The organism is Thermobifida fusca NBRC 14071 = JCM 3263 (genome assembly GCF_001592045.1).
In the GTDB taxonomy this organism is placed as follows: Bacteria; Actinomycetota; Actinomycetes; order Streptosporangiales; family Streptosporangiaceae; genus Thermobifida; species Thermobifida fusca.
This window is the reverse complement of record NZ_BCWB01000042.1, coordinates 69,684-94,858: the sequence shown is the minus strand read 5'-3', so window position 1 is coordinate 94,858 and position 25,175 is coordinate 69,684. Positions and strand designations below refer to the sequence as shown.

Below are 25,175 nucleotides of genomic sequence, written 5' to 3'. Positions count from 1 at the left end.
CCCAGCGCTGGCCGGAACAGCCTGACCTGCTGATCACTTCGAAAGGGCTCACCAACGGCACCTGCCCGGCCTCGGCCGTCATCGTCTCCCAGCGTGTCGCGGACGCCTTCACCGAACACGACGCGGTGCTCTCCCACGCCGAGACCCAAGGCGCCACCCCCCTCACCTGTGCGGCGATCAGCGCAACCATCGCTGAAATGCGCCGACTGGACGCTGTCGCCGCAGGCCAAGCGCTCGGCGAAAAACTGGGTGCCGGTATCGCGGAGCTCATGGCAGAAATGCCGCAGATCATCGGCACCACCGGGGTCGGCTGCTTCCGCTCGCTGCGCATCGCGGACGCCTCCGGCGCACCGCTCCCGCAGCACCGGGTGCCCGCCCTCGTCGCCGCAATCCGCGACGCAGGAGCGATCGTCCACCCCGGCCCCTCAGGGGTGCAGCTCGTCCCGGCACTCACCTACAGCGACGCTGAACTGGCTGAACTGCTGGACTGCGTCCGCCGCGGAATCCTTGCCCACCACGAGGCCGAACAGGCCGCGACCCCCGCGGAGGCGATCGCATGACTCTCCTGCCCACCGCCCCGCCCCGGCCCATGTACGGCTGCGGCCACCTGACCGAATGGCTGCGGCAGAAGGGCGCCACAACGGTCGCCCTGGTCACCGACCAGACCCTCACCGACACCCCGATCCTCGCCACCGTGCGGGCACGGATCGTCGCGGCAGGCGTGCAGGTCCGGTTCTTCGTCCTCCCCGACGCCGGAAACCTCGACTCCGTCCTCCGACTCGCAGACCGGTTCGCCGACTGCGACCTGGTGGTCGGAGTGGGCGGTGGGTCCGTCATCGACCAGGTGAAACTGGCCGCGACCCTGTGCGGCAACCCCAAGGCCCGCGGTCGGCTGACCGTCGCGCAGCGCAGCGGCACCATCATCCTCCCGGTCACGGTCGAGCGGAGGACACCGCTGCTCGCCATCCCCACCACGCTGGGCACCGGCACCGAGCTGAGCGCAGTGGCCTGCCTGGTCTACCCCGAAGGCAAACGGATCATCAGCGGACTGTGCCTCCGCCCAGACGCGGCAGTGCTCGACCCGTTGGCGACCGAGACCCTGCCGGTCGAGCTGGTCGCGGAAGGCACGCTCGAAGCCCTCTTCCGCACCGTGAGCCCCTACATCGGGGACCACGCCGACCTGCCGGAACAGGACACCCTGGTCGAAGCTGTCGCCGCCGAACTGGTGCGGCTCGGCGACGAAGTGAACCGCCTGCGCCGCCGCGGCGAGCCGATCAGCCCTCAGATACGGCTGCGGATCGCTGAACTGAGCGGCCGCAGCCAGCTCGGAGACCTCCACGCGGGCCGCAAACCCTACGCGGTCAAAGGCTGGGCGATCGCCAACGAACTCTCCTGGGAGCTGTCGCTGCGCAAGATGCCCGCCATCGCCGCCCTGCTGCCGCCGCTGTGGCGCCGTATCGCTGACGGGGACCACAGGATCGGCTCCGCTCCGCGGCTGGTCCGGATCTGGCAGCGGTTGGCAGAGAACTCGCCCGGCCTGCCCGACGACCCGGCGGAAGGGATCGCTGCGCTCATCGAACGCTGGCAGATCGACCACCGGATCACCGCCGACCCCGCCCAGCTCGACACGGTGGCGGCCCGCGCCGTCCACGCGTGGGGTGCAGGACTCCCCGTGCTCGGGGGCCTTACCCAAGCCGAGATCCGCCAACTGCTTGCCGACGCCGTGGCCGACAGAGCCCTCGCGCCCGGCACACCACAGACTTCCGTCGCCTGACCGGGCGGCGGACCACCGAGAAAACCGAGAAACACGAAAGGAGCACGGATGCAGGACATCACTCCGCAGCCCAACGAGGTCGCGCTGGAGCTGGAGATGCAGGAGCTGGAAGCCATGGAGGCGCCCGGCTTCTGGACCGGAGCCGGTGTCGGCGCTCTGATCAGCACCTCCTTCGCCATCAGCCTCACCTGATCCGCTCCCCCGAGTCCCTGAGTCCTCAGCCAGCCGAAACGAAAGAACGAAAGGAAGGAATCGCCGATGACGAACACCGCAGAGCAGCTCGTTGAGCCGTCCGAGGTTGCGCTGGAGCTGGAGATGCAGGAGCTGGAAGCGATGGAGGCGCCCGGCTTCTGGACCGGAGCCGGTGTCGGCGCTCTGATCAGCACCTCCTTCGCCATCAGCCTCACCTGATCCGCTCCCCCGAGTCCCTGAGTCCTCGGCCAGCTGAAACGAAAGAACGAAAGGAAGGAATCGCCGATGAACAGCAATGTCGAGCAGCTCGTCCAGTCCACCGATGTCGTGGAGCTGGAGATGCAGGAGCTGGAGGCCATGGAAGCGCCCGGCGCGTGGACCAACGCCGTGATCATCAGCATCGCCGCTTCCATCGGCATCGCCCTCACCTGATCCGCTCCTCCCGAGTCCCTGAGTCCCATCCGAACAAAGCAACGAAAGGAAGGAATCGCCGATGAAGAACAGCGTTGAGCAGCTCGTTGAGCTGTCCGAGGTTGCGCTGGAGCTGGAGATGCAGGAGCTGGAAGCCATGGAGGCGCCGGGGTGGGCGACGGTCAGCGGTGCCGTGGCTAGCGCTGCGCTGACCAGCATCGCCGCTTCCATCGGCTTCACCGTCACCTGATCCGCTCCTCCCGAGTCCCTGAGTCCCATCCGAACAAAGCAACGAAAGGAAGGAATCGCCGATGAAGAACAGCGTTGAGCAGCTCGTTGAGCCGTCCGAGGTTGCGCTGGAGCTGGAGATGCAGGAGCTGGAAGCCATGGAGGCGCCCGGCTTCTGGACCGGAGCCGCTCTCAGCGCCGTGATCAGCGCCTCCTTCGCCACCACCCTCACCTAAAACCGTCCACCCATCCAACAGCGGACACAGTTCCGCCCCCCAGGTAGCCGCCTTCACCGGCCCCACACTTCCCCGATGCACCAGCGTCGGGACGTGGGGCCGGGGCGGCCCCCTCACCCCCGACGACCCCCACGACGAAACGGAGAGACCATGTCCTGGTTCGACTCGAACACCAACCTGACCGGAATCCTCGCCGTCTGCGCTGGACTCACCGCGGCCAGCGTCCTGTTCCTGGACGGCACCGCGCGGATCGCCGCCATCGCCGTCACCACGGTGGCTGCCGCCCTCATCGGAGCCAAGTTCCGCACCAACCTCCAGAGGGGGCAGCAGTGAGCCAGGACGCTGTTGCCCGATTCCGCGGAGTCACCAAGCGGTTCGGCTCCACCACGGCAGTCGAAGACCTCACTTTCGACGTCCGCCCCGGCCGCATCACCGGCCTCCTCGGCAGCAACGGGGCAGGCAAGACCACGTCGATGCGCATCCTGCTCGGCCTGGTCCGACCCACCGAAGGCGAAGCCACAGTCTTCGGCGCCCCCTACCACCGCCTCGACCGGGCAGCCCACCGGGTCGGGGTCAGCATGGACGGCGTCAACTCGTTCCCCACTGTGCGCGGCCACCGCGACCTGCGGATCTGGGCACGGATGCTCGGACTTCCCGACTCCCGGGTGGACGAAGTGCTGGAACTGGTGGGCTTGGACGGCCGCTCCAACCGGCGGGTGAAGGACTACTCCACGGGGATGCGGCAGCGGCACGCCCTCGCCTGCGCTCTGCTGGCCGACCCTGAGTTCCTCATCCTCGACGAGCCCGTCAACGGCCTCGACCCGGACGGTATCCGCTGGCTGCGCGGCTTCCTCCGCTCTCTCGCTGACGAAGGGCGCACCATCCTCATCTCCAGCCACCTGCTCTCCGAAGTTGAGCAGACCGTCGACGACGTCGTGATTATCCAGCGCACCCTGCGTTACGCCGGTCCGCTTAAGGACCTGGTCCGCGAGAGCGGCGACCGCCTGGAGGAGCGCTTCTTCGAGCTGATCGGCACTGAAACGAAGGGAGTAGTCCATGTTTAACGTACTGCTCGCTGAAGGGAGGAAGGCCCTCACCGGGCGGAGCTGGCTCTACCTGCTAGGCGGCGGCATCCTGTTCGGCGTGACCGTGGCGTACGGATACGCCACCAGCGTGGAGGACACCGCGGCCGTCACCACCCAAGTCCGCGCTTCGGTCACCGAAGAGGTCATCAGGGCCTGGATGACCATGCACCTGTTCTCCACCTTGTTCGGCGCGGTGTTCGTGGCAGGCGAATACCACACCGGTACGATCAGCCGCTCGGTCCTGCTCAGCGGCGGCCGAGGGCGCCTGTTCGCCGCCAAGATGATCGTCGGCACCGTTATGGGGGTGCTGTTCGGCCTGGTCGCTGCCGGAGCGGCCCTGCTCTCCCCCCTCGTCTTCATCCCGACGTTCGCTGACTTCTCCCCCGAGTGGACCACGGTGGGCTGGCAGACCGCGCTGGGCGTGTTCGCGGTAACCGCTCTCGGTACCTGCTGGGGAGTGGCCCTCGGCTGGGTTGTCCGCCACCAGGTCGCTTCGGTCCTCATCATCGTCCTGCTCACCCTGGGGCTGGAGCCCTACCTGCTGCGCGCGGTCCCCGAAGTGGCCAAGTACCTGCTCACCATCGCGATGAGCTCGGTCTACCTGGATGGCAAACCTGAACTGCTCTCCGTGCCCGCTGCCCTGGCCGTGATCGGTGGATGGATCGTGGCGACGGGCGCGGCCGGCTACCAGCTTCTCCGTACGAGGGACATCACATGACGACGCACACCCTCCCCGGGGCCGGCCGGCGCACCGCCGCTACCCGCCCGGCCCCGTCCGACACCTCCCAGTCCGTTCCGGAGCGGCCGCGCCTCGCCGAGGACGTGGTCGTCCACCCGCCCGCCGACGGCGAAGCCCACTGGGTGGTCCAGCGCGGCAGCCGCTACTTCCGGATCGGTGCCGACGTGGCCCGCCTGATGCAGGCCCTGGACGGGCAGACCGACGCGGCAGGGCTCGCTGACCGGCTCGGCCGCCCGTGGACCGCCGAGAACGTCCACTCCGCTGTCCGCAGCCTCCACGAACGCGGCCTGCTGGACGACGGCCGCGTCCTGCGGCGGACCCCCTGGGTCGTGTTCGTCCCCCCGATGACCGTCCAGTTCACCCTGGTCCGGCCGGAGCGGCTGCTGCAGTGGCTGCGCCCGCTCATCGTCGCCGCGGCCAACCGGGTCACCGCCACCCTGGCAGCCGCGGTCGCGCTGGGCGGCGTGCTCGCCCTCGCAGCCCAGGCCGCCGACCTCGGTCGAGCCATGGGCGAGCCGCTGCCGCTCGGCGTCTACGCGGGCGTGGTGGCAGCGTTCCTCGCCTCCACCTCCCTGCACGAGCTCGGGCACGGGGTGACCCTCACCTACTACGGCGGCCGTCCCACCCGGATCGGGGTGATGCTGTTCTATCTGGCGCCCGCGTTCTTCTGCGACGTCTCCGACGGCTGGCGGCTGCGCCGCGAACACCGGGTGCGGGTAGCCCTCGCCGGTATAGCCACGCAGGCCGTGATCGCGGGGGCAGCAGCGTTCACCGCTTTCGTCGTCGACCACCCCGACGTCCGCGCTGGAATCCTGGTGTTCTCCGTGGTCGCCTACGCAGCCGGGCTGCTCAACCTCATCCCGTTTGTGAAACTGGACGGCTACCTCGCCCTGATGAGCCACCTCGACCTGCCCTACCTGCGGGACCGGGCCATGGCTGAGGCCCGGGCGTTCCTGGCCCGGATCCTCTTCGGCGGGCGGCGCGAGCCGGGGCTGGGCCGCTGGTGGTCGGTCCCGTTCGGCCTGGCCTGCATGGCCTTCCCCGTCTATCTGGTGACCACTGCGCTGGCTCTCTGGTTTGACCTGTTCCACCGGGTCGGGGCCGTGGGCATCACCCTGGTGGTGTGCGGCCTGGGCTTCTTGGGCTACGCCGTGTTCCGCGGGGTGCGGCGGCTCATCCGTCAGGCTCGTCGCACCGGCGCCCGGCCTTGGCGGATCGCCTTAGGCAGCGTCCTGCTCGGCGGTGCCGCAGCACTGGCTTTGCTGCTTCCCGTCCCGTGCAGTGCGACCGGCGCCTACGTCGTGGACGGTGACCGCGCTGAACTGGTGCTGCTCACCGACCCCGCGACGGGCGAGGTGGCCGCAGGGCAGCAGGTCGAGCTCATCCAAGGCGGCATGGTCGTGGAAACACAGGTCGGCGCGGCCGTAGTGGAGTCCTCCACCGGGGCGGAGACCACCGCTCCCCTCGCCGCGTTCGTCCCCATCACCCTCGATCCTGAGGTCCGCGTGCCCGCCGTCGGCTACGAGATCCGCGTCACCGACCTTCCCCCGCACCAGTTCGGGATCGCCCGCGTCCACCTTGCCGACCTGCCGCTGTGGGAGTTCCTCTACCGCAGCTACCTCGTTCCGCTCCTGGACTGGTGACTCTGCTGTCCCCCTTCCCGAGACCCCCACCCCCGATCGACGAGGAGACCTCCGTGCTCGATTTCCGCTACCTCGAGTTCTGCCTGACCGCAGGCCACTTCTACGAGAAACCGCCGGCCGAATCTTCCGAGAACGACTTTTCCCTGGTCCACGGCGACCTCCCCGAAGGGTGGGAGCGGAGCCTGGGCAGCGAGTGGGCGGTGTTCACCCCACCGGACCCCGGAATACCCGAACAGGGGTGGAAGGTGCACGTCTCAGCCACCCTCGACAACGCGGAAGAGCTGCTGCGGACTGTCTTCGACTACTGCGTGGAACGGCGCATCATGTTTAAGTTCATCCGCAGCCTCCGTGTCCTGCAGCGCCGCAACAGCAAGTACGGGGACCGCAGCGCCAGCGGCAAGTTCATCACCATCTACCCGCGCGACGAGGCGCACTTGGAACGCATCCTCTGCGAACTGGACGAGCTGATCGGCGGCGCGCCCGGCCCCTACATCCTCAGCGACCTGCGGTGGCGGTCCGGTCCGCTGTACGTGCGCTACGGAGGGTTCACCCTCATGATGGGCCCGTCCCCCACGGGGGAACTGGTGCCGTGCCTACGCGACCCGGACGGGAATCTCGTCCCCGACGAGCGCCGCCCCGGATTCCGGGTCCCCGACTGGGTGGAAGTGCCTTCCTTCCTGGACGAGGCGCTCGCACAGCGCCGGGCCGGAACCCTTCGCGACTTCCCGTTCCGCCCCTACAAGGCCCTGCACTTCTCCAACGGTGGCGGGGTCTACCTGGCCCGCGACATCCGCACTGGCGAGGACGTGCTCCTCAAAGAGGCCCGGCCCATGGCCGGACTGGACAACAACAGGGTGGACGCCGCTACCCGCTTGGAACAGGAGCGGTGGGCGCTGGAGACGCTGGCCGACCTGCCCCACGTGCCTCGGCTGATCGACTACCGCCGCGGGCACGAGCACCTCTTCCTGGCCCGCGAGTACGTGCCCGGTATTCCGCTCAACCATGTCGTGGCGCAGCGCAACCCCCTGCTCGTAGGCGACACGGACCCGACACGGTACGCCGACTACACCCGGTGGGCGCTGCACATCATGGACCAGGTGGAACAGGGAGTCCGCGGCATGCACGACCGGGGTATCGCCTTCGGTGACCTGCATCCCGGCAACATCCTGGTCCGCCCCGACGATTCGATCGTCTTCATCGACTTGGAAACCGCCTCCCCGGCCGACTCTGGCGCGCGCCAGGCCATGGGCGCCCTCGGCTACTCCGCACCCCCGGACATGGCCGGACCCGACGTCGACCTGTTCGCGCTGGCCTGCCTGCGGCTCGGCCTCTTCGTCCCCTTCACCCATGTCATCAGCTGGGGAGAAGACAAATACCAGCAGATCATCGGCTTGGTGACTGAGCGTTTCCCGCTGCCGGACGACTATGTGGCGCGGATCCGCGAAGGGCTGGGACCGTCCGCCCCGCCGGTGAAGCGGCCCGCGGAACCGCTGTGGCCTGCCCCGACCCGGCAGACGTGGCCGACCCTTGCCACCGCGTTGACGTCCGGGATCCGAGAGGCTGCCACCCCCGGACGGGAGGACCGGCTCTACCCCGGGGACATCCGCCAGTTCCTCACCCCCGGTGCCGGACTGGGCTTCGGCTACGGCGCAGCAGGAGTGCTGTGGGCGCTGGACACGGTCGGCCAGCCTGTCCCGGAGGAGCATGTGCGCTGGCTGGTGGACCGGGTCCGCGACGTTGAGGGCATGGGGCCCGGCTTCTACGACGGTCTCAGCGGTATCGCTTACGCCCTGGACCGGATCGGCCGCCCGGAAACGGCCCGCGAACTGCTCGCCGCAGCCTGGGACTGTCCGCGCGACCACGTCAACGCCAGCCTGCTGGACGGTCTGTCCGGACTGGGCCTCGCACTGCTGCACTTCTCTGACTGCGACGGGGCTCTGGAGCGTGCCGCGGAACTCGGTGTCCACGTGGCCCGGCCGTGGCTGGTGGAAGGCACCCCGGCGCGGCGTGTCGGACTGTTGCACGGCGGGGCAGGGCAGGCGCTGTTCCTGACCCGGCTGTACGAGCAGGGCGGGGGAGGCGAGGAGCTGCTCGACGCCGCCGAACGGGCTCTCCGCGCCGACGTGGCGGCCGTGATCCCGCCCGGTGTCGATGAGGGCGCGCTGGCCTGTCCTGCCGGGCTGAGCGGCGGCCCCGGAATGGCTTTGGCGCTGCGGGTCCTGCTGCGGCACCGCCCCGACCCGGAGCTTGACCGGATGCGGCGGATGCTGCTGCGGTCCGCTGCCCGGCAGCTGTCGTCCTTCCCCGGACTGTTCAACGGACGTGCCGGGACCCTGCTGGCCCTGGTCGACCAGTGGCCGTCCGACCGGCCGGTGGCCTTGATCGACCAGCACCTGTCGGCTTTCGGGTGGGACGCGGTGCGGGTCGGCTCCGGCCTGCTGCTGCTCGGTGACCAGAGTCTGCGGCTCTCCACCGACTTGGCCACGGGAACCTCCGGGGTGGTGCTGGCCCTGCACACGGTGGTGGAAGGCCGTCCGTGCCCGCTGCCGTTCCTCGACGATTCGGCGCCCGCGCTCGCAGGAGGCGGCGTGTCCGAGCAGAAAGGACTGGTCCCGGCATGATCGACGTCACTCGGACCCTAGGGCCGGCCGGGGGGATCGCCCGCGTTTTCGGACTGCAACCGCCCACCCCCCGCGACCCGCTGTGGACTGCGGGAGTGGAGTTGCGTTCCCCCGGCCCCGACGACAACAGCCTGCCCTTGTCCGCCCGGATGGTGGGTGCGTGCGGGCTGGCCCGGAACGACGCGCTGGTCCGCGGCGCAGGCGAAGCAGTGGAACGGTTCGCCCTGCACCCGGGGCGCGCCGCCGGACCAGTGCGGGGGCGCCGCACCGGCTTGCCCGCGCCGGCCGTGGAGTTCCACCGTCCCGAGGTTGCGCTCGGCGCGCCGCACGCCGCCGACCTGGAACTGCACTGGTATCCGGCACGGCGGCTGCGCGACGGCGCCAAGGTGATGGTTCCTGCTCCGCTCGTGGACTGGCCGTGCGATCCGCGGGAAAGCGCCTACTTCGACCCGGGGCCTTCGGGGGCTGCTTCCGGGCTCGGCTGGGAGATGGCGTTGCGCGCCGCGCTGCTGGAAGTGGTGGAACGCGACGCGGTGATGGTGGCCTGGCAGCGCGGTCTGCGGGCCTACCGGGTCGCCGACCCGGCGGCCCTTGCCGCTCCCGGCGGGGATGGTGAGCGCTCCCGCCGGGCCCTGGGAGAGTTGTGGCAGCGGGCGCGCCGTGAGGGGATGACCCCGTTCCTGGTCGTACTGCCCACCGCCCATCCCGCGGTGTGGTGCTGTGTGGGCGGGCTGGACGACGCGGACGGCGACCTGGCCGCGATCGGCTGCAAAGCGTCCGACCGCCCCTGGGAGGCGGCGCTCGGCGCGTTCCAGGAAGCCTGGCAGGTGCGCTCCGTGCTGCTCCGGGCACGGGAATCCGGGGTACGCCCGGTCGCGGCCGAGGAGATCGTGGACGAGGACGACCGGATCGCCTACCTCGCTTCGCCTGCCGGGGCTGCGGCGGTACGCGAGTGGCTGGCCGGCTGCGACGGGGACGCGGCACAGGTCGCGTGGACGCCAGGGGTGGGCACCGAGGAGCTGGTCGCGGCGGTTCTCGCTGACGGCGGCGACCCGCTGGTCGTGGACTTGGCGGCGCGCCTGCCCGAGCCGCTGCGCGCCATGGGGTGGCACGCCCTCAAGGTCGTCCCGGTGGGCTACCAGCAGTTGCGCATGGATGAACGCCACACGTGGAGTTGGAATCGGGCGCGGCTGGCCTCAGCGGTGGAGCGCACCGGACTGGCCGCCCGCCGCACGGCGGACGACGACGCGCCGCCGCATCCGCTGCCGTGACCAGCGCCGGACCGCAGAGAAGGGTGGGGATAGCCCGGCGATAGCCCGGTGACGGCCGGTTATTCCACAGTGGAATCACCACCGCAAAGCGGAACACCTGGTGAGGAGGTTCCCATGCTGACCACGAACCCGGCCGTCATCGTCGCTACCGGTGCCCGCTCCAGCGACCCGTGGGAAGTCTGCTGACCCGGCCGCGCCCGGGGCGCTACCGGGCGGCGCGGTCCGGCACCGGAGCCTGGTCCCGCAGCGTGTCCAGCACCGAGGCAATCTCGCGGATACCGGCGCTGTCGTTGAGCTGTTCGCGGATGCGCAAGGCCCGCTCCAGCAGGCCGCGTGCCGCGTCCCGTTTCCCTTCGGCGAGGTGGAGCAGGCCCAACTCGTACAGCAGGAGAGCTTCACCGATCGGATCGTCCAAGCCGCTGACCAGCTCCAAAGCGGTCTGCAACTGGTCCAGTGCGGCGTCCCGTTCGCCCCGGTGCAGCGCCGCTTGGGCAAGCCGGCGCAGCACTTGGGCCCGGGCGCGCGGGTCTCCCGTCAGTTCCGCGTAGTGGCGGGCCGCATCCAGGTCTGCGAGTCCGGCCTCCGTTTCCCCTGCGCGGATCCGCAGATGGCCGAGGAGCATGAGGGTGCGCCACCGGCCGCCCAGGTCGTCGGCTGCCGAGAAGCCGGCCAGCGCTTTTTCGCACAGTTCGCGGGCGGTCTGGTCGTCGCCGGACAGGGACGCCAGGTAGGCCAGGTGGCGCTGGCACAGCGCCTGCCCCAAGCCGTCGCCCAGGTCGATGAACTCGGCGAGCGTACGGTTCAGGACGGTGCGCGCTTCCTTGTGGCGGCGCTGGTGGAGCAGCCGGGTGACTGAGGAGTAGGCGAGGGCTGCGGCGCCCCGCCGGTTACCCGCTGCCTGCACCGCGCGCACCGCGCGGGAGTGGAGTTCGTCGAAGTCGTCGAAGTAGCCGCGGCGTTCCAGGAACATGGCGAACCCGGTCACCAGTTCCCAGCAGTGGCCGTCCAGTCCCGCTTCTGCTGCTTGGGCGACGGCCGAACCCAGGTTCGCGCGTTCGCTCTCCAGCCAGGCGGCGGGGTCGGAGAGCAGCCGGTCGCGGTAGTGGCGCGGCAGGTGCCAGCGCAGCGCGTCCCCGCGCAGCTGGAGGAAGGTGCCGCCCATCATCCGCCGGTTGGCTTCGTCGACCAGGGCCAGCCAGCCGCCTGCCAGGCGCTCGCTGGCGGCGCGGCGGTCGGCGTCGTCTTCTTCCGCGACCAGCCGTTCCCAGGAGAAGCCGCGGGTCAGGTCGTGGAACCGGTAGGTGGGTTCCCCTGCAGTGTCGACCCCGGTCACGTCGAGCATCTGCGCGTCGACCAGTGGGTCGACCAGGTCGGAGGGGAACGGGCGGGCATCGTCGAGGAGTGCTCCGGCGGTCCAGCAGGGGATGGTCGGCCCGTCGACGAGGCCGAGCAGCCGGAAGACGCGGGCGCTGCGCGGGTCGAGCCCGTCGTAGGTCAGGGACAGGCTGGCCCGCACGGTCATGTCGCCGTGTTCGAGTTCGTCGAGGTTGTGGCGTTCGTCGGCGAGCCGCCCGACCATGGAGGCGAGGGTCCAGTGAGGGCGGGCGGCGAGACGGGCCGCCACGATCCGCAGGGCGAGCGGCAGCCGTCCCACGGAGCGGACGAGGGCCCGGGCGGCTTCGGGTTCGGCGTTGATCCGCTTCGCGCCCACGACCCGGGAGAGGAGTTCCAGGGACTGGTCGCCGCTGAGGATGTCGAGTTCCACCAGGGTGGCTCCGGGGATGCCGGTGAGCCGGGAGCGGGAGGTGATGATGACTCCGCAGCCGCGGCCGCCGGGGATGAGCGGGAGGACTTGGCTTTCGGAGACGGCGTCGTCGAGGACGACGAGGACGCGGCGGGTGGCGAGCAGCCCGCGGTACATTACGGCCCGCTCGTCGGGGTCGTCGGGGATGGCTTGACCGGGGACGCCGAGGGCGCGCAGGAACCGGCCGAGGATGTCGGAGGGCGGGAGCGGGGCGCCGCGGCTGGCCCGCAGGTCGCAGTAGAGCTGGCCGTCCGGGTAGTGGTCGGCGGCGAGTTGGTGGGCGGCGTGCACGGCGGTGGCGCTTTTGCCGACGCCGGGCCGGCCCAGCAGGACAGCGACGCCGACGGCGCCGTCGCTGTTCAGCAGGGTCGTCCGGATGGTTTCAAGGGCTTCGGTGCGGCCCACGAAGTCGGCGGTGTCGGTGGGGAGCTGGTAGGGGGTGACGCCGCGGGTGGGGGAGGACGGCGGGGGTTCGGGCGGGGCAGCGGGCGCCGGGGGGTCGGCGGGGCGCAGGGCAGGGTCGCCCGCGAGGATGGCTGCTTCGAGGGAGCGCAGTTCGTCTCCGGGTTCCAAGCCGAGTTCTTTGATGAGCAGTTCCCGGCCGGTCCGGTACACCTCGAGGGCTTCGGCTTGGCGTCCGGACCGGTACAGCGCCAGCATGAGCTGGGAGCGCAGCCGTTCCCGGAGCGGGTGTTGTTCGACGAGTTCGGTGATCTCGCCGATCAACTGGCTGTGGCGGCCCAGTTGGAGTTCGAGGTCGAGGTAGGTCTCGATCGTGGTGAGCCGGTCTTCGTCGAGCCGGGCGGCTTTGGCCCGCAGGACCCGGCTGGGGACGCCGTCCAGGGCGGGGCCGTTCCACAGTCCGGCCGCGGAGCGGAGCAGGGCTGCGGCTTCGCTGATCCGCCCATGGTTGCTGAGGTCCCGTGCTTCGTCGACCCGCTGGGAGTAGACCTGCGCGTCCACGGTCAGGGGGTTGACGCGCAGCAGGTAGTTGGGGGTGCGGGTTTCGATGGCGGCGCCGGTGGGGGCGAGGAGGCGGCGGAGGCGGGAGACGCAGATCTGGACTTGGGTGCGCGCGGTTTCGGGAGGGTCGTGCTCCCAGATGGCGTCGACGAGGTAGTCGGTGGAGACCTGCCGGTTGACTTCGAGGAGCAGGGCGGCGAGCACGATCCGCTGGCGTCCGGGCGGGATGCGGATGGGGCCGGACGGGCCTTCGACCTGGAGAGGACCGAGCACCCGGAAAATCACGGGCGGGTGCTCGCCTGGGATTTCAGGAACGGTGCCGATCGCTTACCCCCAGATCGGATAAAAGTTGAATAAGTGGTCTAATAGGTAACACTTGTGATGTTCACGGATTTATATCACAAAGAGCGCTTTCTGGTTCACTTTTTGTATTGTCCACTTTCGGCCGCCGAGGGCGGTTCAGACGGGATAGCCGCGCGATAGTCCGGCAATTGCGCTGTTCGCAATAGTGATGGAGCGGATGGCGGATGCTGTGCGGCGTCGCGAGCTAAGGAGGACCGCTTGTATCGCTCTGGAGGACGCGCTCTTTCACCCAGCGCTCGCGTCACCGTGGTCGGAGTCGAGCATGCACGGCTCCTCTACCTCTATCTGGACCGCGGTGACCAGGACGGATGTGCTTCTCTGCTGGACGAACACGTTCACGTGCGGTTTCCCGGGATGTCGGCCGTCCGCGGCCGGGAAGGGGGAGTCGCGCTGGCGGCCGGGGCCTGCGGGACGGGCAGGCACCGGGTGCGCGGGGTCATCGCGGAAGGCGTGGATATGGCCGTGACGGGCGTCTTCCAGGACGGCAACGAGGCCGAGAAAGATTTCGTTGATATTTTTACAATCTCTGATTGTGGTCTGCTGATTTCCTGGCGCAGGTTTTACGACGCGAGTAGGGAATAGCGCTGCGGCACCGTTCCTGGCGTTCTGATGCCTGCCGAAGGCGTCACGCTTCTTCGGGCTTTCTGACGGACTTCTCACCAGGGAAGAAAGCGGGGAAAGACAGCGGCGTTCTCGGGAATGCCCCGCCTGGAAACGGGTGGGGCGGGCGTGTTCCCGGCGTGTGGCCGCTTGGGAGGCTTCTTACTGCTCCGCTGCCAGGGAGGACAATGGTTTCCAGGCGCTTCGCTGGGAGGAGCAGGTATGCGTGCGAGGCAGGTGCTGCGCCGGGAGGGGGATACGCCCCGGCGCCACCACCACGAGTTCACCAACGTCGTGTTGCGCGCGATCACGTTCCACCTCGGCCCCCGGTTCTTCACGTTGGCCCGTGACCGGCAGCTCGCCGAAGGGTTACGTGGCGCGTGGCAGCGCACCGGGGACGCGCTCCCTGCAGAGCAGCGGCTCTCTTCGGCAGGGCTGACCACGATTTTCACGGTTCGCGGCACGTTGGAGGCGGCCGTTGTCGTGCTGCCGCAGCCGATGCGTCCGGGGGAGGCGTACCTGGTATGCGGGATCCGGGACAACGACCCGTTCCACGGCCCGGGGGACCCGGACTTCTACGTGCTGGAAGCCGACCGCACGTTCCGGGGCAGCAGTACCGAGCCGCGGACGCGGCTGATCCGCTGGACCCGGGACGGCCGCAGCCTCGACTTGGGCGAAGGGCCGCTGCCTGAGGTCGGGGCAATGCTGGATGCGATCATCCGCGTGATGTCGATCGGGTCATAGGGCTGTCACTCTCGGCACCCTGGCCCGAGACTTCTACTGGGTAGTAACATTGATTTTGTTACCAGTCAGTAGATCGCTGTGTGAGCAGCGGTAGTGACACAGCGGAGCGCGGGCATGACGCACTACAAGAGCAACCTCCGGGACCTCGAGTTCAACCTGTTCGAGGTGTTCAACCGTCAGGAGATCATGGGCTCCGGTCCCTTCGAGGACTTCGATGAGGACACCGCCCGTGACATCCTGGCCGAAGTCAACCGGCTGGCCACGGGAGTTCTGGCGGAGTCCTTCGCGGACGCCGACCGCAATCCGCCGGTCTTCGACCCTAAGACCCACTCGGTCACCATCCCGGAAAGCTTCAAGAAGTCCTACCAGGCCTACATGGACGCCGAGTGGTACCGCCTGGACCTGCCCCCCGAGCTGGGCGGCAGCGGCGCCCCCCGCTCCTTGGTGTGGGCGGTAGCCGAAATGATCCTCGGCGCCAACCCCGCCGTGCACATGTACTCGGCGGGCCCCGGCTTCGCCCACGTGCTGTGGCAGGAGGGCAACGAGCAGCAGAAGAAGTTCGCCAAACTGGCGATCGAGCGCGGCTGGGGCGCCACCATGGTCCTCACCGAGCCCGACGCGGGCTCCGACGTGGGCGCCGGCCGCACCAAGGCGATCAAGCAGCCCGACGGCACCTGGCACATCGAAGGGGTCAAGCGCTTCATCACCTCGGCCGAGCACGACATGGCCGAGAACATCTTCCACCTCGTCCTCGCCCGCCCCGAGGGCCACGGCCCCGGCACCAAGGGCCTGTCGCTGTTCCTCGTCCCCAAGTACCTGGTCAACGAGGACGGCTCGCTGGGTGAGCGCAACGGCGTCTACGTCACCAACGTGGAAGAGAAGATGGGCCTGAAGGTCTCCACCACCTGCGAGCTGACCTTCGGCGCCAAGCACCCGGCCATCGGCTACCTCGTCGGGGACAAGCACGACGGCATCCGGCAGATGTTCCTCATCATCGAGTACGCCCGGATGATGGTCGGCACCAAGGCCATCGCCACCCTGTCCACCGGCTACCTCAACGCGCTGGCCTACGCCAAGGAACGCGTCCAAGGCGCCGACCTCACCCAGCAGGCCGACAAGACCGCCCCCCGGGTCACCATCACCCACCACCCGGACGTGCGCCGCAGCCTGATGCTGCAGAAGTCCTACGCCGAGGCGATGCGCGCCCTGGTCCTCTACACCGCCACCTTCCAGGACGCAGTCCAGATCGCCACCGCCCGCGGCGAGGACCCCGCCGAGTACGAGGCCATGAACGACCTGCTGCTGCCGCTGGTCAAGGGCGTGGGCTCGGAACGCTCGTACGCGCTGCTCGCCGAGTCCCTGCAGACGCTGGGCGGCTCCGGCTACCTGCAGGACTACCCGATCGAGCAGTACATCCGGGACTCCAAGATCGACACCCTCTACGAGGGCACCACCGCTATCCAGGGCATGGACCTGTTCTTCCGCAAGATCGTGAAGAACAACGGCCAGGCGCTGGGCAAGCTCATGGGTGAGATCCAGGAGTTCGCCAAGAGCGACCCCGGCAACGGCCAGCTCAAGAACGAGTGCGCCCTCCTTGCCCAGGCGGCCGCGGACGTTCAGGCGATGGTGGAGAGCATGGTCGGCAACGCGATGCGCTCCATGGAGGAGCCCCGCGAAATCTACAAGGTGGGCCTCAACACCACCCGCCTGCTGCTCTCCCTGGGCGACCTGGTCCTCGGCTGGCTGCTGCTGCGCCAGGCCGAGATCGCGCTGGCCCGCATCGACGGTGCCGACGACAACGACCGGAACTTCTACCTCGGCAAGATCGCGGCGGCCCGGTTCTTCGCCGACCAGGTCCTGCCCCGGCTGTCCGTGGAGCGTGCGATCGCGGAGCGCACCACGCTCGACCTGATGGACCTGCCGGAGGAGGCCTTCTAAAGCAGCCCGCATGCACCAACGGCGGGGGCCGTACGGCCCCCGCCGTTTCACTCTTCCGGCGGTGTCGGGCTGCTCCGCACCTCACTGGAGGGCGGGCGCAGCGGCGGAGGACTGCTCCGCCGGGGCCGGAGCACGATAGGGCGGCGCCGAAGCCGCGGTGCGGGCGGGGGCGACTGCTCCGGCACGGAAGCCGCATCGTCCGCGGCGGCCTCCTCCCGGGATACGGGGTGTGGCGCACCAGCAGCCGAAGAGCGTGGGGCGGCCTGCGGCGCAGCAGCGACCTCCGCGGGCTCGGAGTGCGTCTCATCCTCGCTGGGATCGTCGGCGAGCGGAGTGTCACCGGTCTCCCAGTCGTCCTCCGCGTCGGTGATGCTCTCCCAGTCCGCGTCGTCGAGCTCCGCGTCCACGGCACTGCCGGCGGACAGCTCCGCAGGCTCGTCCGCAACCGCAGCGGGGGGACGGTCCGAGGGTTCTGCGGCCCGACGGATCGCGCTGCCCTCAGCCGGGGGGACGCGTTTCGGTAGGCTTCCCCGCTCATCCGCGGCATGGTCAGGCTCGGGCGGGGCGGTGGACTGCTCTGCCGGGGCCGGGCGGACCGTGTCGTCGCCCAGGTCCGCTTCCGCGGAGATGTCGGCTGCCGCAGGGCGCGGCGCAGGGGTCGAAGACACCAGTGGGGCTGTCTCCTCGCTGCTGGACGGCGCTGCCGTCGCGGCGGGAGACGTCTCCGTGCGCGGGAGCACCGCGAGCGGCTCAGTGGGGGGTTCTGCCGGAGAACCGCTGTCTACCGCCACCGGCTCCTCTTCCACGGCCGGGGCCGCTGGGCTGTCCGGTGCGGGACCGGCTGCCGGCTCCTCGGCTGCGGGCTCTCCCGCCACGGCGACGCGTTCGCCCCGGACCTGCGCGACAATCCACAGCAGCAGCCGGAACGAGATCAGCAGCGCCAGCCACGGACCGCCCGCGACGACGAGAGTGGCGGCCCACTCCACCAGCTCGTAGTGGAGCGAGTGGAGCGCACTGGCGCCCGCCGCGGCCAGGATCATCGCCAGGACCAGGAGGTCCACCCAGATCCGGCGGCGCCGCGGGGCATCCCGGAGCAGGTAGATGGCCCAGAACGCCATCAACAGCAGCAGGATGAACATCCCCGGGTACAGGTGCGCCGCCCAGCCGGTTACACCACCGCGCAGGGCGATCTGGAAGATGCCGTTGTAGGACAGCAGAATGGCGCACGCAGCGATCGCGGTGACGCAGAGCACGGCCATCGCGATCACGGCTACGCGCGACGACGTGCCCGTCGCGGGCGGAGCCGGGCGACGGGGTGTGCGGGACGATCGGGAGGATTGAGCTGCCATCGTGCGGCAGGCTAACCCAGGATGCGCTGCTCGGACGAGGCTTCTGGCCGAAAACGGCAGGACAGGACCGTGTCCGCTGTCACACGCCACGGCGCTGTTCCCCGCGCACACCAGTCGGCCGCAGGCAGGGAAAGCCGGTACGGCAGGGCCAGGTCTAGGGTCGGAAGCAGGAGTGCACGAGTGCCTCCCCCTCCCGCCCCGCCCGTGGCACGCGTCCCGCAGACCGGACCAATCAGCGAATTGTGTGCCCGCATGTGAGCGAAAAACGGAACGCCGCAACCCGACGCCGGGCGCCCGGCCCGGATCCCGACAGTCTCTTGGCGCCGCGGCAGAACGGACAGAGGGGGCAGTGCAGCCCTGCGGCACTGTGCGGCAGTCGGCATTACCACGAATTCCGCAGGGGAAGACCAGTGCGATCGCCGAGACGGTCGGAAAGCGGCTAACCTTAACCCCGTGAGTCTGCGCTTCTACGACACCCGAACCCGTCAGGTCCGTGACTTCGTCCCGCTGCGTGAGGGATGTGTCTCGCTGTACCTGTGTGGTGCCACCGTGCAGGCTCCCCCGCACATCGGGCACATCCGCTCGGGCGTCAGCTTCGACATCCTCCGCCGCTGGCTGATGTACCGCGGCTACCGGGTCATCTTCTGCCGCAACGTCACCGACATCGACGACAAGATTCTCAACGTCGCCGCGTCCGAAGGCGTGCAGTGGTGGGAGGTCAGCGAACGCAACTACCGCGCTTTCGCTGAGGCCTACGACACCCTGGGCTGCCTGCCGCCCACGGTGGAGCCGCGCGCCACCGGGCACATCCCGGAAATGATCGAACTGATGCGGCGGCTCATCGACCGCGGGCACGCTTACGTGGCCGAGGACGGCTCCGGTGACGTGTACTTCGACGTCACCTCCTACGCCGAGTACGGGTCGCTGTCCAACCAGCGCCTCGAAGAGATGCGCGCCGCAGAGGACGGTGACGCGCGCGCCAAACGCGACCCCCGCGACTTCGCCCTGTGGAAGGGCGCCCGTCCCGGGGAGCCGTCGTGGCCCACCCCGTGGGGGCCCGGCCGTCCCGGCTGGCACTTGGAGTGCTCGGCGATGGCCACCAAATACCTCGGCCCCACGTTCGACATCCACGGCGGCGGCGTCGACCTGGTCTTCCCCCACCACGAGAACGAGTCGGCCCAGTCCCGAGCGGCCGGGGACGGTTTCGCTCGCTACTGGCTGCACAACGGCCTGCTCACCACCGGCGGCGAGAAGATGAGCAAGTCGCTCGGCAACTCGCTGCTGATTCCCGAGATCACCCGGCGGGTCCGCCCGGTGGAGCTGCGCTACTACCTCGGCCAGGCCCACTACCGCTCCAACCTGGACTACTCCGAGGAGTCGCTGCGCGAGGCCGCCAGCGCCTACCAGCGCCTGGAGAACTTCCTGGTGCGGGTCAACGAGATCGCCGGACCGATCCCCGACGACGTCCCCGTGCCCGAAGAGTTCGCCGCCGCCCTCGACGACGACCTGGGCGTCCCCCAAGCGCTGGCTGTGGCCCACAACCACGTGCGGGAAGGCAACTCTGCACTTGCGGAAGGCGCCAAGGAACGCGCCGCCCAGATCGGGGCCCGGCTGCGGGCCATGCTCGCGGTCCTCGGCCTGGACCCGCTGTCCCCCCAGTGGGCGGGATCGGACGACTCCGGCCTGCACGACGTGGTCGACTCGCTGGTGTCGGTGGTGCTGGAGCAGCGCCAGGAGGCCCGCAAACGCAAGGACTACGCCACCGCCGACCGGATCCGCGACCAGCTCGCCGAGATGGGGATCGCCGTAGAGGACACGCCTCAGGGACCGCGCTGGGAACTGAAGCGCAGCTAAGACACCAGGTTCCGACGGCGAGCACCCCTGCCAGGGGACTGCCTAGCCACCGGGACTTTCGTTAAAGGACAGGACATGCCGTCGAAGAGGACGAAGAAGGGTCCAACCAAGGGCAGCGGCGGCAAAGGCCGTCGTGCCCTCGCAGGCAAGAAGGCCACGCTTCCCGCGGAAAAGCGGCACTGGTATGCCGAAAAGCAGCGGATCAAGGCGGCCGAGCGGGCCCAGTACCTGGCGACGCGGAAGGTGCGCGTCGTCGAAGAGCTTCCTGGGGCGACCGTGCGCGCCCGGGACGGATCTGAGCTGCTCATCGGTCGCAACCCCGTGGTGGAGGCGCTGCGTGCCAAAGTGCCGGCGGTCCGGTTGCTGCTCTCCAACAGCCTCGACCCTGATGAGCGGATCACCGAAGCGGCGCGGCTTGCCGGCCAGCAGGGGATCGCCATCGCGGAAGTGGCCCGCCCGGAACTGGACCGGCGCTGTGAACGGCTCGGCCTGCCCAAGGCCGCGCACCAGGGCTTGATCCTCCAGGTGGAGCCCTACGAGTACGCGACGGCGGACGACCTGCTGGCGGAGGCCCGCAAAGGGGAAACCACCCCGTTGATCGTCGCTTTGGACGGGGTCACTGACCCGCACAACCTGGGCGCGATCGCGCGGTCGGCGGCCGCGTTCGGCGCGCACGGGCTGCTGGTGCCGGAGCGGCGGGCCGCGGGCGTCACCACGGCCGCGTGGAAGGCGTCTGCGGGCACTCTGGCGCGGATCCCGGTGGCGCAGGTGGTCAACCTGACCCGGACGCTCAAGCAGTTCCAGGAGGCCGGGTTCTTTGTCAGCGGCCTGGACGCCGATGGTGACACTCCTCTCGACCAGTGGGAGCTGGCCACCGAGCCCTCCGTGGTCGTTGTGGGGTCGGAAGGCAAGGGACTGTCCCGTCTGGTCCGCGAGACCTGCGATGTCGTGGTCTCCATCCCCATTCACGGGGTGGAGTCCCTGAACGCGTCGGTTGCCGCGGGTGTGGCCCTGTATGAGGCGGTCCGTCGCCGTACGGCAGCGAAGTGACATCAGAACCGGTACCATTCACCTGGGTGCCCGACACCGGCCGGCATAGCTCAATTGGCAGAGCAGCCGCCTTGTAAGCGGCAGGTTAGGGGTTCGAGTCCCCTTGCCGGCTCTAATACAACTTGACCTGGGAAAACTGGGCGGCGACAGATAGCATCTGTTGGCTACACCGCTCTTACAGGAGAAAACTGTATGGCTCCCAGGACCCGCTATGAGAGGAACCTCACCCCACCCCGGTCCCTCGCACCGCACATCACGTCGTTCGTGCTCTACCTCAAGTCGATGGGGCGCGCCGACAAGACTACGCGGATGTACCGGCAGGCCGTCGAATGGTTCGCTGCCGAGTACCTGGCCACCGGCGGCCAGCCCTGCACGCCCCCGACACGCCCGAGCGTTACACCTTCGACCCGGTCACCGACTGGGCTGATGTCACCCGCGCCCACATCCGCGGATGGCTCGCTTGTCTGTTCGCCCGCGGCTACACCGATTCCTACGTCAACAACCAGTACAGGTGCCTCCAGCAGTTCTTCCGCTGGTTCGCCGAGGACGAAGAAGTCCCCAACATCATGCTCGGCATGACCCCACCGCGCGTCGCCGAGAAGCCCGTGCCCGTGTTCTCCGACGACGAGATCCGGGCGCTTTTCGCCACCGTGCAGGGCCGCGACATCTGGTCCCGCCGGGACCTCGCGATCCTGCTGTTCCTCCGCGACACCGGTGTGCGACTGTCAGAGCTCTCCGGCCTGCAGCTCGACGACGTCGACGTCGTCGAGCGGGAAGCGACCGTCACCGGCAAGGCAAAGCGCACCCGCACCGTGAAGTACAGCTTTGAGGCCGCCCGCGCCCTGGACAAGTACCTGCGGATGCGCGCCAAACATGCCCACGCGCACGTGTCCGCGGTGTGGATCGGCCCGAAGGGGCCGCTCACCGACTCCGGGATCTACCAGCTCGTGCAGCGCCGCGCCGCCCAGGCTGGCCTCCAGGGAGTCCACCCGCACCGGTTCCGCCATCATTTCTCCCACACGTGGCTGGACCGGGGCGGCGCCGAGGGCGACCTCATGGAACTGAACGGCTGGAACTCCCCACAGATGCTGCGCCGCTACGGCAGGTCCGCTGCCGTGGCCAGGGCACGCCGCGGCTATGACCGGATCATGGGCAGCCAGTAACTAGCCTCAGGAACCGGACAGGGGTACTATCGGTTTCGGAACGAAGTGCAAAGCCCCGACCCGCATGGGCCGGGGCTTTTCCCTTTACGGGCTTAGAGCAGTTAGAGCAGGTCGCGCTTCGCGGCCTTCACGAACGCCACCCACTCAGCGGACGGGAACAGGAGCATGAGGTCGCGGTGCTGGGTGTCACGGACAGCAGTGGCACCGGGCAGGTCAGCGACTTCGACGCAGTTCTCGTTCTGGGAGAACGAGGACTTGCGCCACTCAATGTGGAACGAGTGCATGATGTGGTCCTCACAAGGTCAGCAGGGAGCGGAGGAATTCCACTGTCCGGTCCGGTGGCAGAGCCGCATCACGGATGCGGTCCCATAGCGACCGGTACTGGTCGATCTCCTCTCGGCGCTCCAGGAACAGGCCATCTGTGTATGTTTCCAAGTACACGACCGGGGATGCTGGTTCCGGGAAGTCCAGGATGACAAACGGTCCCATCGCCCCCGCGTGCACCCCGACACGGGTGCGGAGCACCTGGAGCGTCACGGAGTTCCGGCCGGCCATATGCAGCAGGTGCGCGACCTGCTCAGCCAGCACGTCAGGGGTGCCCCTCAGCCGCTCCAACGCATGTTCCTCGATGATGGCATACACCGCGGGCGGGGACGTCCGGTCGAAGATCTCCTGCCGCTTACGGCGGCTCTCGACAGCGCGCTCGACATCATCCGGGTCACGGTCCAGGCGGGCCTGCTGGAGCAGCCGTGTATAGCCGGGCGTCTGCAACAGCCCCGGGACTACGAACGCCTCGTAGGTGCGGATCTCGGACGCCTCAGCCTCCAGCTCGATATATGACCCGGGGAACAGGTCGTCGTACCGGCGCCACCAGCCACGCGCCTGGGCCTGCCGGGTCAACATCAACACAGTCTCGTATCGAGGGTCCTCGGGCGTCACCCCGTACTCGGCCATCAACGCCTTCACTTCGAGCACGGACGGTTTCTTGCGCTGTCCGGTTTCGATGTGCCCCACCTTCGCGCGCGACCACTCCAGGCGCGCAGCTACGGCATCAAGGCTGATGCCCTGACGCCTTCCTCATCTCCCGCAGGATCGCGGAGAGCTGGCGGCGGCGCACCGTGGGACTGGCCATCCAGCAGCGCCCCCTCCTCCGTCGTCTCGCATGCGTCCTGGTGGTGCCGATGGTAGCCCCCTAGGCGTGAAATCGGACATTTAGATGTCTACGAATTAAAATCTACCTCTCGATCTTGAAATCGTAGACTTCTACGATGATGATGGGTGTTGCACTTCGTTCCGCCGTCGCCCTGCGGCGGCCTGAACTCTCTGGGAGAGCTATGCTTCGCGTTCTGTTGGCCAGCCTTCTGATCTGTGCCGCAGCGCTGCTCATGCCCGCTCCGGCATCCGGGCATTCCCGGGCAGGACGGGTTTCTCGGCAGGCCACCCCCGCCGAAACGCCGCGGCGACAGGCCCGCATTATTCCGCAGCGTATTCCCAACTACGCCGAGTTCGCCGCCTGCGCCGAGCAGCACTCGGCGCTGTGGGAGATCACCTATGAGTACGGCAACCCGCGGCCGTACACGGCGCGCAACCGTGTCACCGGACACACCGTGGCCGTCGATGACCTCGACCTGCTCGACCACATCCTCGGCACCTACGAGCCACCCCATCCGGTGCGCGGCTACTACGGCCAGCAGGTCGTCGGAGGAGGTGCCTGATGGCGGACCACACCCTCACCGCCGAGCAGGTAGCGCTTCTGGCAGACGGCCGCGCCACGGTTGAGCCCCATGCAGAGGGGATTGCAGTAGTGCTCGGCGACGATCGCCTCGTGATCCCCCTGCCCAGCGTGGAGCAGGGGGTGACCGCCGCCGTTCACGTGGACACACTGATCGGCGACGCACTCAGCCTCATGCTCCGATAGCTGCCCGACAGAGAGGACGCCGTGACCGTGACCGAGACCGAGTACACGTTGACCGCCAACCATGTCGCCGCGGCAGCAGCTCCAGGAGAAGTCTCTGTGGATCTTTACGAGAACGGTTCGCGGCTGCTCGGCCCGGACGGTGACCCTGACGTTCTCGTGGTCCGAATCGGGGGGTGACGGTTCGGCTGACGCTCGCCAATCCCCAGGATCGGCGCACTGCCGCCGAGCTCCTGCGACGGGTGCACGTCGCCACTGCGTATGCGTATCAGCGGGTGACCGGGTACGCGATGCCGCCCTACCAGGCGATCGGCCCTTCGTAGCTGCCGCCCCGCCGCGCCGCGTTCTCTGTCACTCCTCCCGAGGCGGCGGCGGGGCGGCTCCCAATGTTCCGGATGTGTGCGGCGCGGCACACACCGGTCACCTAAGGCCCGTCCACACATCCGGTGGACGGGCCTTGCCTTTTCTTATAGGTCGACCCATCCCCGGAAATGCCTCCCAAACGCGAAAAAGCTCCCCGCATACGCGGGGAGCACGGCGCGGTCAGCGGTGATGGTCTGACCGTCGGGGGATCATCCCCGCATGCGCGGGGAACACACTGAACGACCAGCGACTTTACCAGCCCGCAGCGCCGATTTCATCCACTTCCCTCATCTACTTCCCGAGGCTACAGGTTCACGACGTGAAGCGGCCCGTACATAGCGGTACGCCGCGACCCGGGGCGGACCACGTCCACCCTCCACACCCGAGTGCCCGGATCTGCCAGAGCGGTCCGGGACACCTCAGCGGTTGCTGCTCCGCCCGCCGCGTCGGTGATGGTGATCTCCCCGGTGCCGGTGGACAGCACCACCACCCCCGGCCCGTCGTCAGGCGTGTCCGCGGCGGGTTTGATCAGCAGTTCCAGGTTCGCGTCGGTCAGGTCGTAGGGGTCCCCGTCCACCGTCGTGACCGCCAGGTCGATCGCCTTGTAAGCGGCAGGTTAGGGGTTCGAGTCCCCTTGCCGGCTCTCACTCTTCCTTCCTGGGAATACGTGGCCAGGCGCGGTGCGCACCGCGCCTCCGGCACACGCACAGCCCGCTTCTGGGAGCTGCTCTCTCCGCGCGCAGGAAGAGAGCACGGTGTGTCGGGTGTCCCGGTTCTTCCCCGCAGCAGGAGAGCCCGGGAAGCCTGCCCGGCAGGCCACTGCCGCAGCGGGAGTCCCGGAGCGTGCGGAACGGGCTCGTTCGGTTCTG

At 68.8% G+C, this 25,175-nt stretch carries 27 protein-coding genes and 1 tRNA gene; 23 read left to right on the top strand and 5 right to left on the bottom strand.

What is annotated here, in order from left to right:
- From TF1_RS11100 to TF1_RS11065, 13 genes are all read left to right on the top strand, one after another.
- Positions 1-560 (top strand): aminotransferase class III-fold pyridoxal phosphate-dependent enzyme (locus TF1_RS11100; protein ID WP_156482504.1); only part of this gene is annotated, 560 nt, incomplete at its 5' end.
- A complete protein-coding gene (gene mpaC, locus TF1_RS11095; protein ID WP_061783874.1) occupies positions 557-1,774 on the top strand; it encodes a daptide-type RiPP biosynthesis dehydogenase in 1,218 nt (405 codons plus the stop codon). The genes TF1_RS11100 and mpaC, both read left to right, overlap by 4 nt.
- A 48-nt stretch (positions 1,775-1,822) precedes the next feature.
- Positions 1,823-1,966 carry a daptide-type RiPP gene (locus tag TF1_RS16280; RefSeq protein WP_169803321.1) on the top strand — a complete coding sequence of 48 codons (144 nt, stop codon included), beginning with the start codon at positions 1,823-1,825 and terminating at the stop codon, positions 1,964-1,966.
- A gap of 66 nt (positions 1,967-2,032) precedes the next feature.
- A complete protein-coding gene (locus tag TF1_RS16275; protein WP_169803320.1) occupies positions 2,033-2,185 on the top strand; it encodes a daptide-type RiPP in 153 nt (50 codons plus the stop codon).
- Between the two features lie 66 nt (positions 2,186-2,251).
- Positions 2,252-2,398, top strand: a complete 147-nt coding sequence (locus TF1_RS16270) for a daptide-type RiPP (RefSeq protein WP_169803319.1) — start codon at positions 2,252-2,254, stop codon at positions 2,396-2,398.
- Between the two features lie 61 nt (positions 2,399-2,459).
- A complete protein-coding gene (locus TF1_RS16265; protein WP_169803318.1) occupies positions 2,460-2,627 on the top strand; it encodes a daptide-type RiPP in 168 nt (55 codons plus the stop codon).
- A 61-nt stretch (positions 2,628-2,688) separates the two neighbouring features.
- A complete protein-coding gene (locus tag TF1_RS16260) occupies positions 2,689-2,841 on the top strand; it encodes a daptide-type RiPP (RefSeq protein ID WP_169803317.1) in 153 nt (50 codons plus the stop codon).
- A 150-nt stretch (positions 2,842-2,991) separates the two neighbouring features.
- Positions 2,992-3,174, top strand: coding sequence for a hypothetical protein (locus TF1_RS11090; protein ID WP_061783873.1), 183 nt, complete (start codon positions 2,992-2,994; stop codon positions 3,172-3,174).
- Entirely contained in the window at positions 3,171-3,905 is a 735-nt protein-coding gene (locus TF1_RS11085) for an ABC transporter ATP-binding protein (RefSeq protein WP_061783872.1), read from the top strand. Before TF1_RS11090 ends, TF1_RS11085 begins: the two co-directional genes overlap by 4 nt.
- The gene (locus TF1_RS11080) at positions 3,898-4,644 is read left to right on the top strand and encodes an ABC transporter permease (protein ID WP_061783871.1); all 747 of its coding nucleotides are present in this window, start codon (positions 3,898-3,900) and stop codon (positions 4,642-4,644) included. The genes TF1_RS11085 and TF1_RS11080 overlap by 8 nt, the downstream gene beginning before the upstream one ends.
- Entirely contained in the window at positions 4,641-6,308 is a 1,668-nt protein-coding gene (gene mpaP, locus TF1_RS11075; protein WP_061783870.1) for a daptide biosynthesis intramembrane metalloprotease, read from the top strand. The genes TF1_RS11080 and mpaP overlap by 4 nt, the downstream gene beginning before the upstream one ends.
- A gap of 53 nt (positions 6,309-6,361) precedes the next feature.
- Positions 6,362-8,929 carry a class III lanthionine synthetase LanKC gene (gene lanKC, locus TF1_RS11070; RefSeq protein ID WP_082797714.1) on the top strand — a complete coding sequence of 856 codons (2,568 nt, stop codon included), beginning with the start codon at positions 6,362-6,364 and terminating at the stop codon, positions 8,927-8,929.
- Positions 8,926-10,200, top strand: a complete 1,275-nt coding sequence (locus tag TF1_RS11065) for a YcaO-like family protein (protein ID WP_061783869.1) — start codon at positions 8,926-8,928, stop codon at positions 10,198-10,200. Before lanKC ends, TF1_RS11065 begins: the two co-directional genes overlap by 4 nt.
- Positions 10,201-10,405: 205 nt before the next feature.
- Here TF1_RS11065 and TF1_RS11060 read toward each other — a convergent pair whose 3' ends face one another.
- Positions 10,406-13,240, bottom strand: coding sequence for an AfsR/SARP family transcriptional regulator (locus TF1_RS11060; protein ID WP_255266173.1), 2,835 nt, complete (start codon positions 13,238-13,240; stop codon positions 10,406-10,408).
- A 288-nt stretch (positions 13,241-13,528) separates the two neighbouring features.
- Here TF1_RS11060 and TF1_RS15905 point away from each other — a divergent pair, with 288 nt between their 5' ends.
- From TF1_RS15905 to TF1_RS11045, 3 genes are all read left to right on the top strand, one after another.
- On the top strand, positions 13,529-13,912 hold the full coding sequence (locus TF1_RS15905; RefSeq protein WP_081430382.1) for a nuclear transport factor 2 family protein: 384 nt from the start codon (positions 13,529-13,531) through the stop codon (positions 13,910-13,912).
- A 240-nt stretch (positions 13,913-14,152) separates the two neighbouring features.
- Positions 14,153-14,674 carry a hypothetical protein gene (locus TF1_RS11050; protein WP_016188063.1) on the top strand — a complete coding sequence of 174 codons (522 nt, stop codon included), beginning with the start codon at positions 14,153-14,155 and terminating at the stop codon, positions 14,672-14,674.
- Between the two features lie 114 nt (positions 14,675-14,788).
- A complete protein-coding gene (locus TF1_RS11045; RefSeq protein WP_011290657.1) occupies positions 14,789-16,612 on the top strand; it encodes an acyl-CoA dehydrogenase in 1,824 nt (607 codons plus the stop codon).
- A gap of 47 nt (positions 16,613-16,659) precedes the next feature.
- Here TF1_RS11045 and TF1_RS11040 read toward each other — a convergent pair whose 3' ends face one another.
- On the bottom strand, positions 16,660-17,871 hold the full coding sequence (locus TF1_RS11040; RefSeq protein WP_255266174.1) for a hypothetical protein: 1,212 nt from the start codon (positions 17,869-17,871) through the stop codon (positions 16,660-16,662).
- Between the two features lie 543 nt (positions 17,872-18,414).
- Here TF1_RS11040 and cysS point away from each other — a divergent pair.
- The 4 genes from cysS (at position 18,415) to TF1_RS11020 (ending at position 22,028) form a co-directional block, all read left to right on the top strand.
- Positions 18,415-19,815, top strand: a complete 1,401-nt coding sequence (cysS, locus tag TF1_RS11035) for a cysteine--tRNA ligase (RefSeq protein WP_011290659.1) — start codon at positions 18,415-18,417, stop codon at positions 19,813-19,815.
- Between the two features lie 75 nt (positions 19,816-19,890).
- Positions 19,891-20,865 carry a 23S rRNA (guanosine(2251)-2'-O)-methyltransferase RlmB gene (gene rlmB / locus TF1_RS11030; protein WP_011290660.1) on the top strand — a complete coding sequence of 325 codons (975 nt, stop codon included), beginning with the start codon at positions 19,891-19,893 and terminating at the stop codon, positions 20,863-20,865.
- Positions 20,866-20,904: 39 nt separating this feature from the next.
- Positions 20,905-20,977, top strand: a tRNA-Thr gene (locus TF1_RS11025).
- Positions 20,978-21,194: 217 nt separating this feature from the next.
- A complete protein-coding gene (locus tag TF1_RS11020) occupies positions 21,195-22,028 on the top strand; it encodes a tyrosine-type recombinase/integrase (protein ID WP_061783866.1) in 834 nt (277 codons plus the stop codon).
- A 101-nt stretch (positions 22,029-22,129) separates the two neighbouring features.
- Here TF1_RS11020 and TF1_RS11015 read toward each other — a convergent pair whose 3' ends face one another.
- Together TF1_RS11015 and TF1_RS11010 are read right to left on the bottom strand one after the other, a co-directional pair.
- Entirely contained in the window at positions 22,130-22,312 is a 183-nt protein-coding gene (locus tag TF1_RS11015; RefSeq protein ID WP_011290662.1) for a DUF397 domain-containing protein, read from the bottom strand.
- 10 nt (positions 22,313-22,322) lie between these two features.
- Positions 22,323-23,042 (bottom strand): DUF5753 domain-containing protein, encoded by a 720-nt coding sequence (locus TF1_RS11010; RefSeq protein ID WP_255266172.1) that lies wholly within the window; start codon positions 23,040-23,042, stop codon positions 22,323-22,325.
- A 320-nt stretch (positions 23,043-23,362) separates the two neighbouring features.
- Here TF1_RS11010 and TF1_RS11005 point away from each other — a divergent pair, with 320 nt between their 5' ends.
- Genes TF1_RS11005 through TF1_RS16165 form a run of 3 tightly spaced genes read left to right on the top strand, consistent with a single transcriptional unit; the run spans position 23,363 to position 24,123 of the window.
- Entirely contained in the window at positions 23,363-23,743 is a 381-nt protein-coding gene (locus TF1_RS11005) for a hypothetical protein (RefSeq protein ID WP_011290664.1), read from the top strand.
- A complete protein-coding gene (locus TF1_RS11000) occupies positions 23,743-23,946 on the top strand; it encodes a hypothetical protein (RefSeq protein ID WP_016188066.1) in 204 nt (67 codons plus the stop codon). The genes TF1_RS11005 and TF1_RS11000 overlap by 1 nt, the downstream gene beginning before the upstream one ends.
- 21 nt (positions 23,947-23,967) lie before the next feature.
- Entirely contained in the window at positions 23,968-24,123 is a 156-nt protein-coding gene (locus TF1_RS16165) for a hypothetical protein (RefSeq protein ID WP_155983525.1), read from the top strand.
- Between the two features lie 487 nt (positions 24,124-24,610).
- Here the strand turns inward: TF1_RS16165 and TF1_RS10995 are convergent, their stop codons facing one another.
- Positions 24,611-24,883, bottom strand: a complete 273-nt coding sequence (locus tag TF1_RS10995) for a hypothetical protein (protein WP_011290665.1) — start codon at positions 24,881-24,883, stop codon at positions 24,611-24,613.
- Positions 24,884-25,175 lie beyond the last annotated feature (292 nt).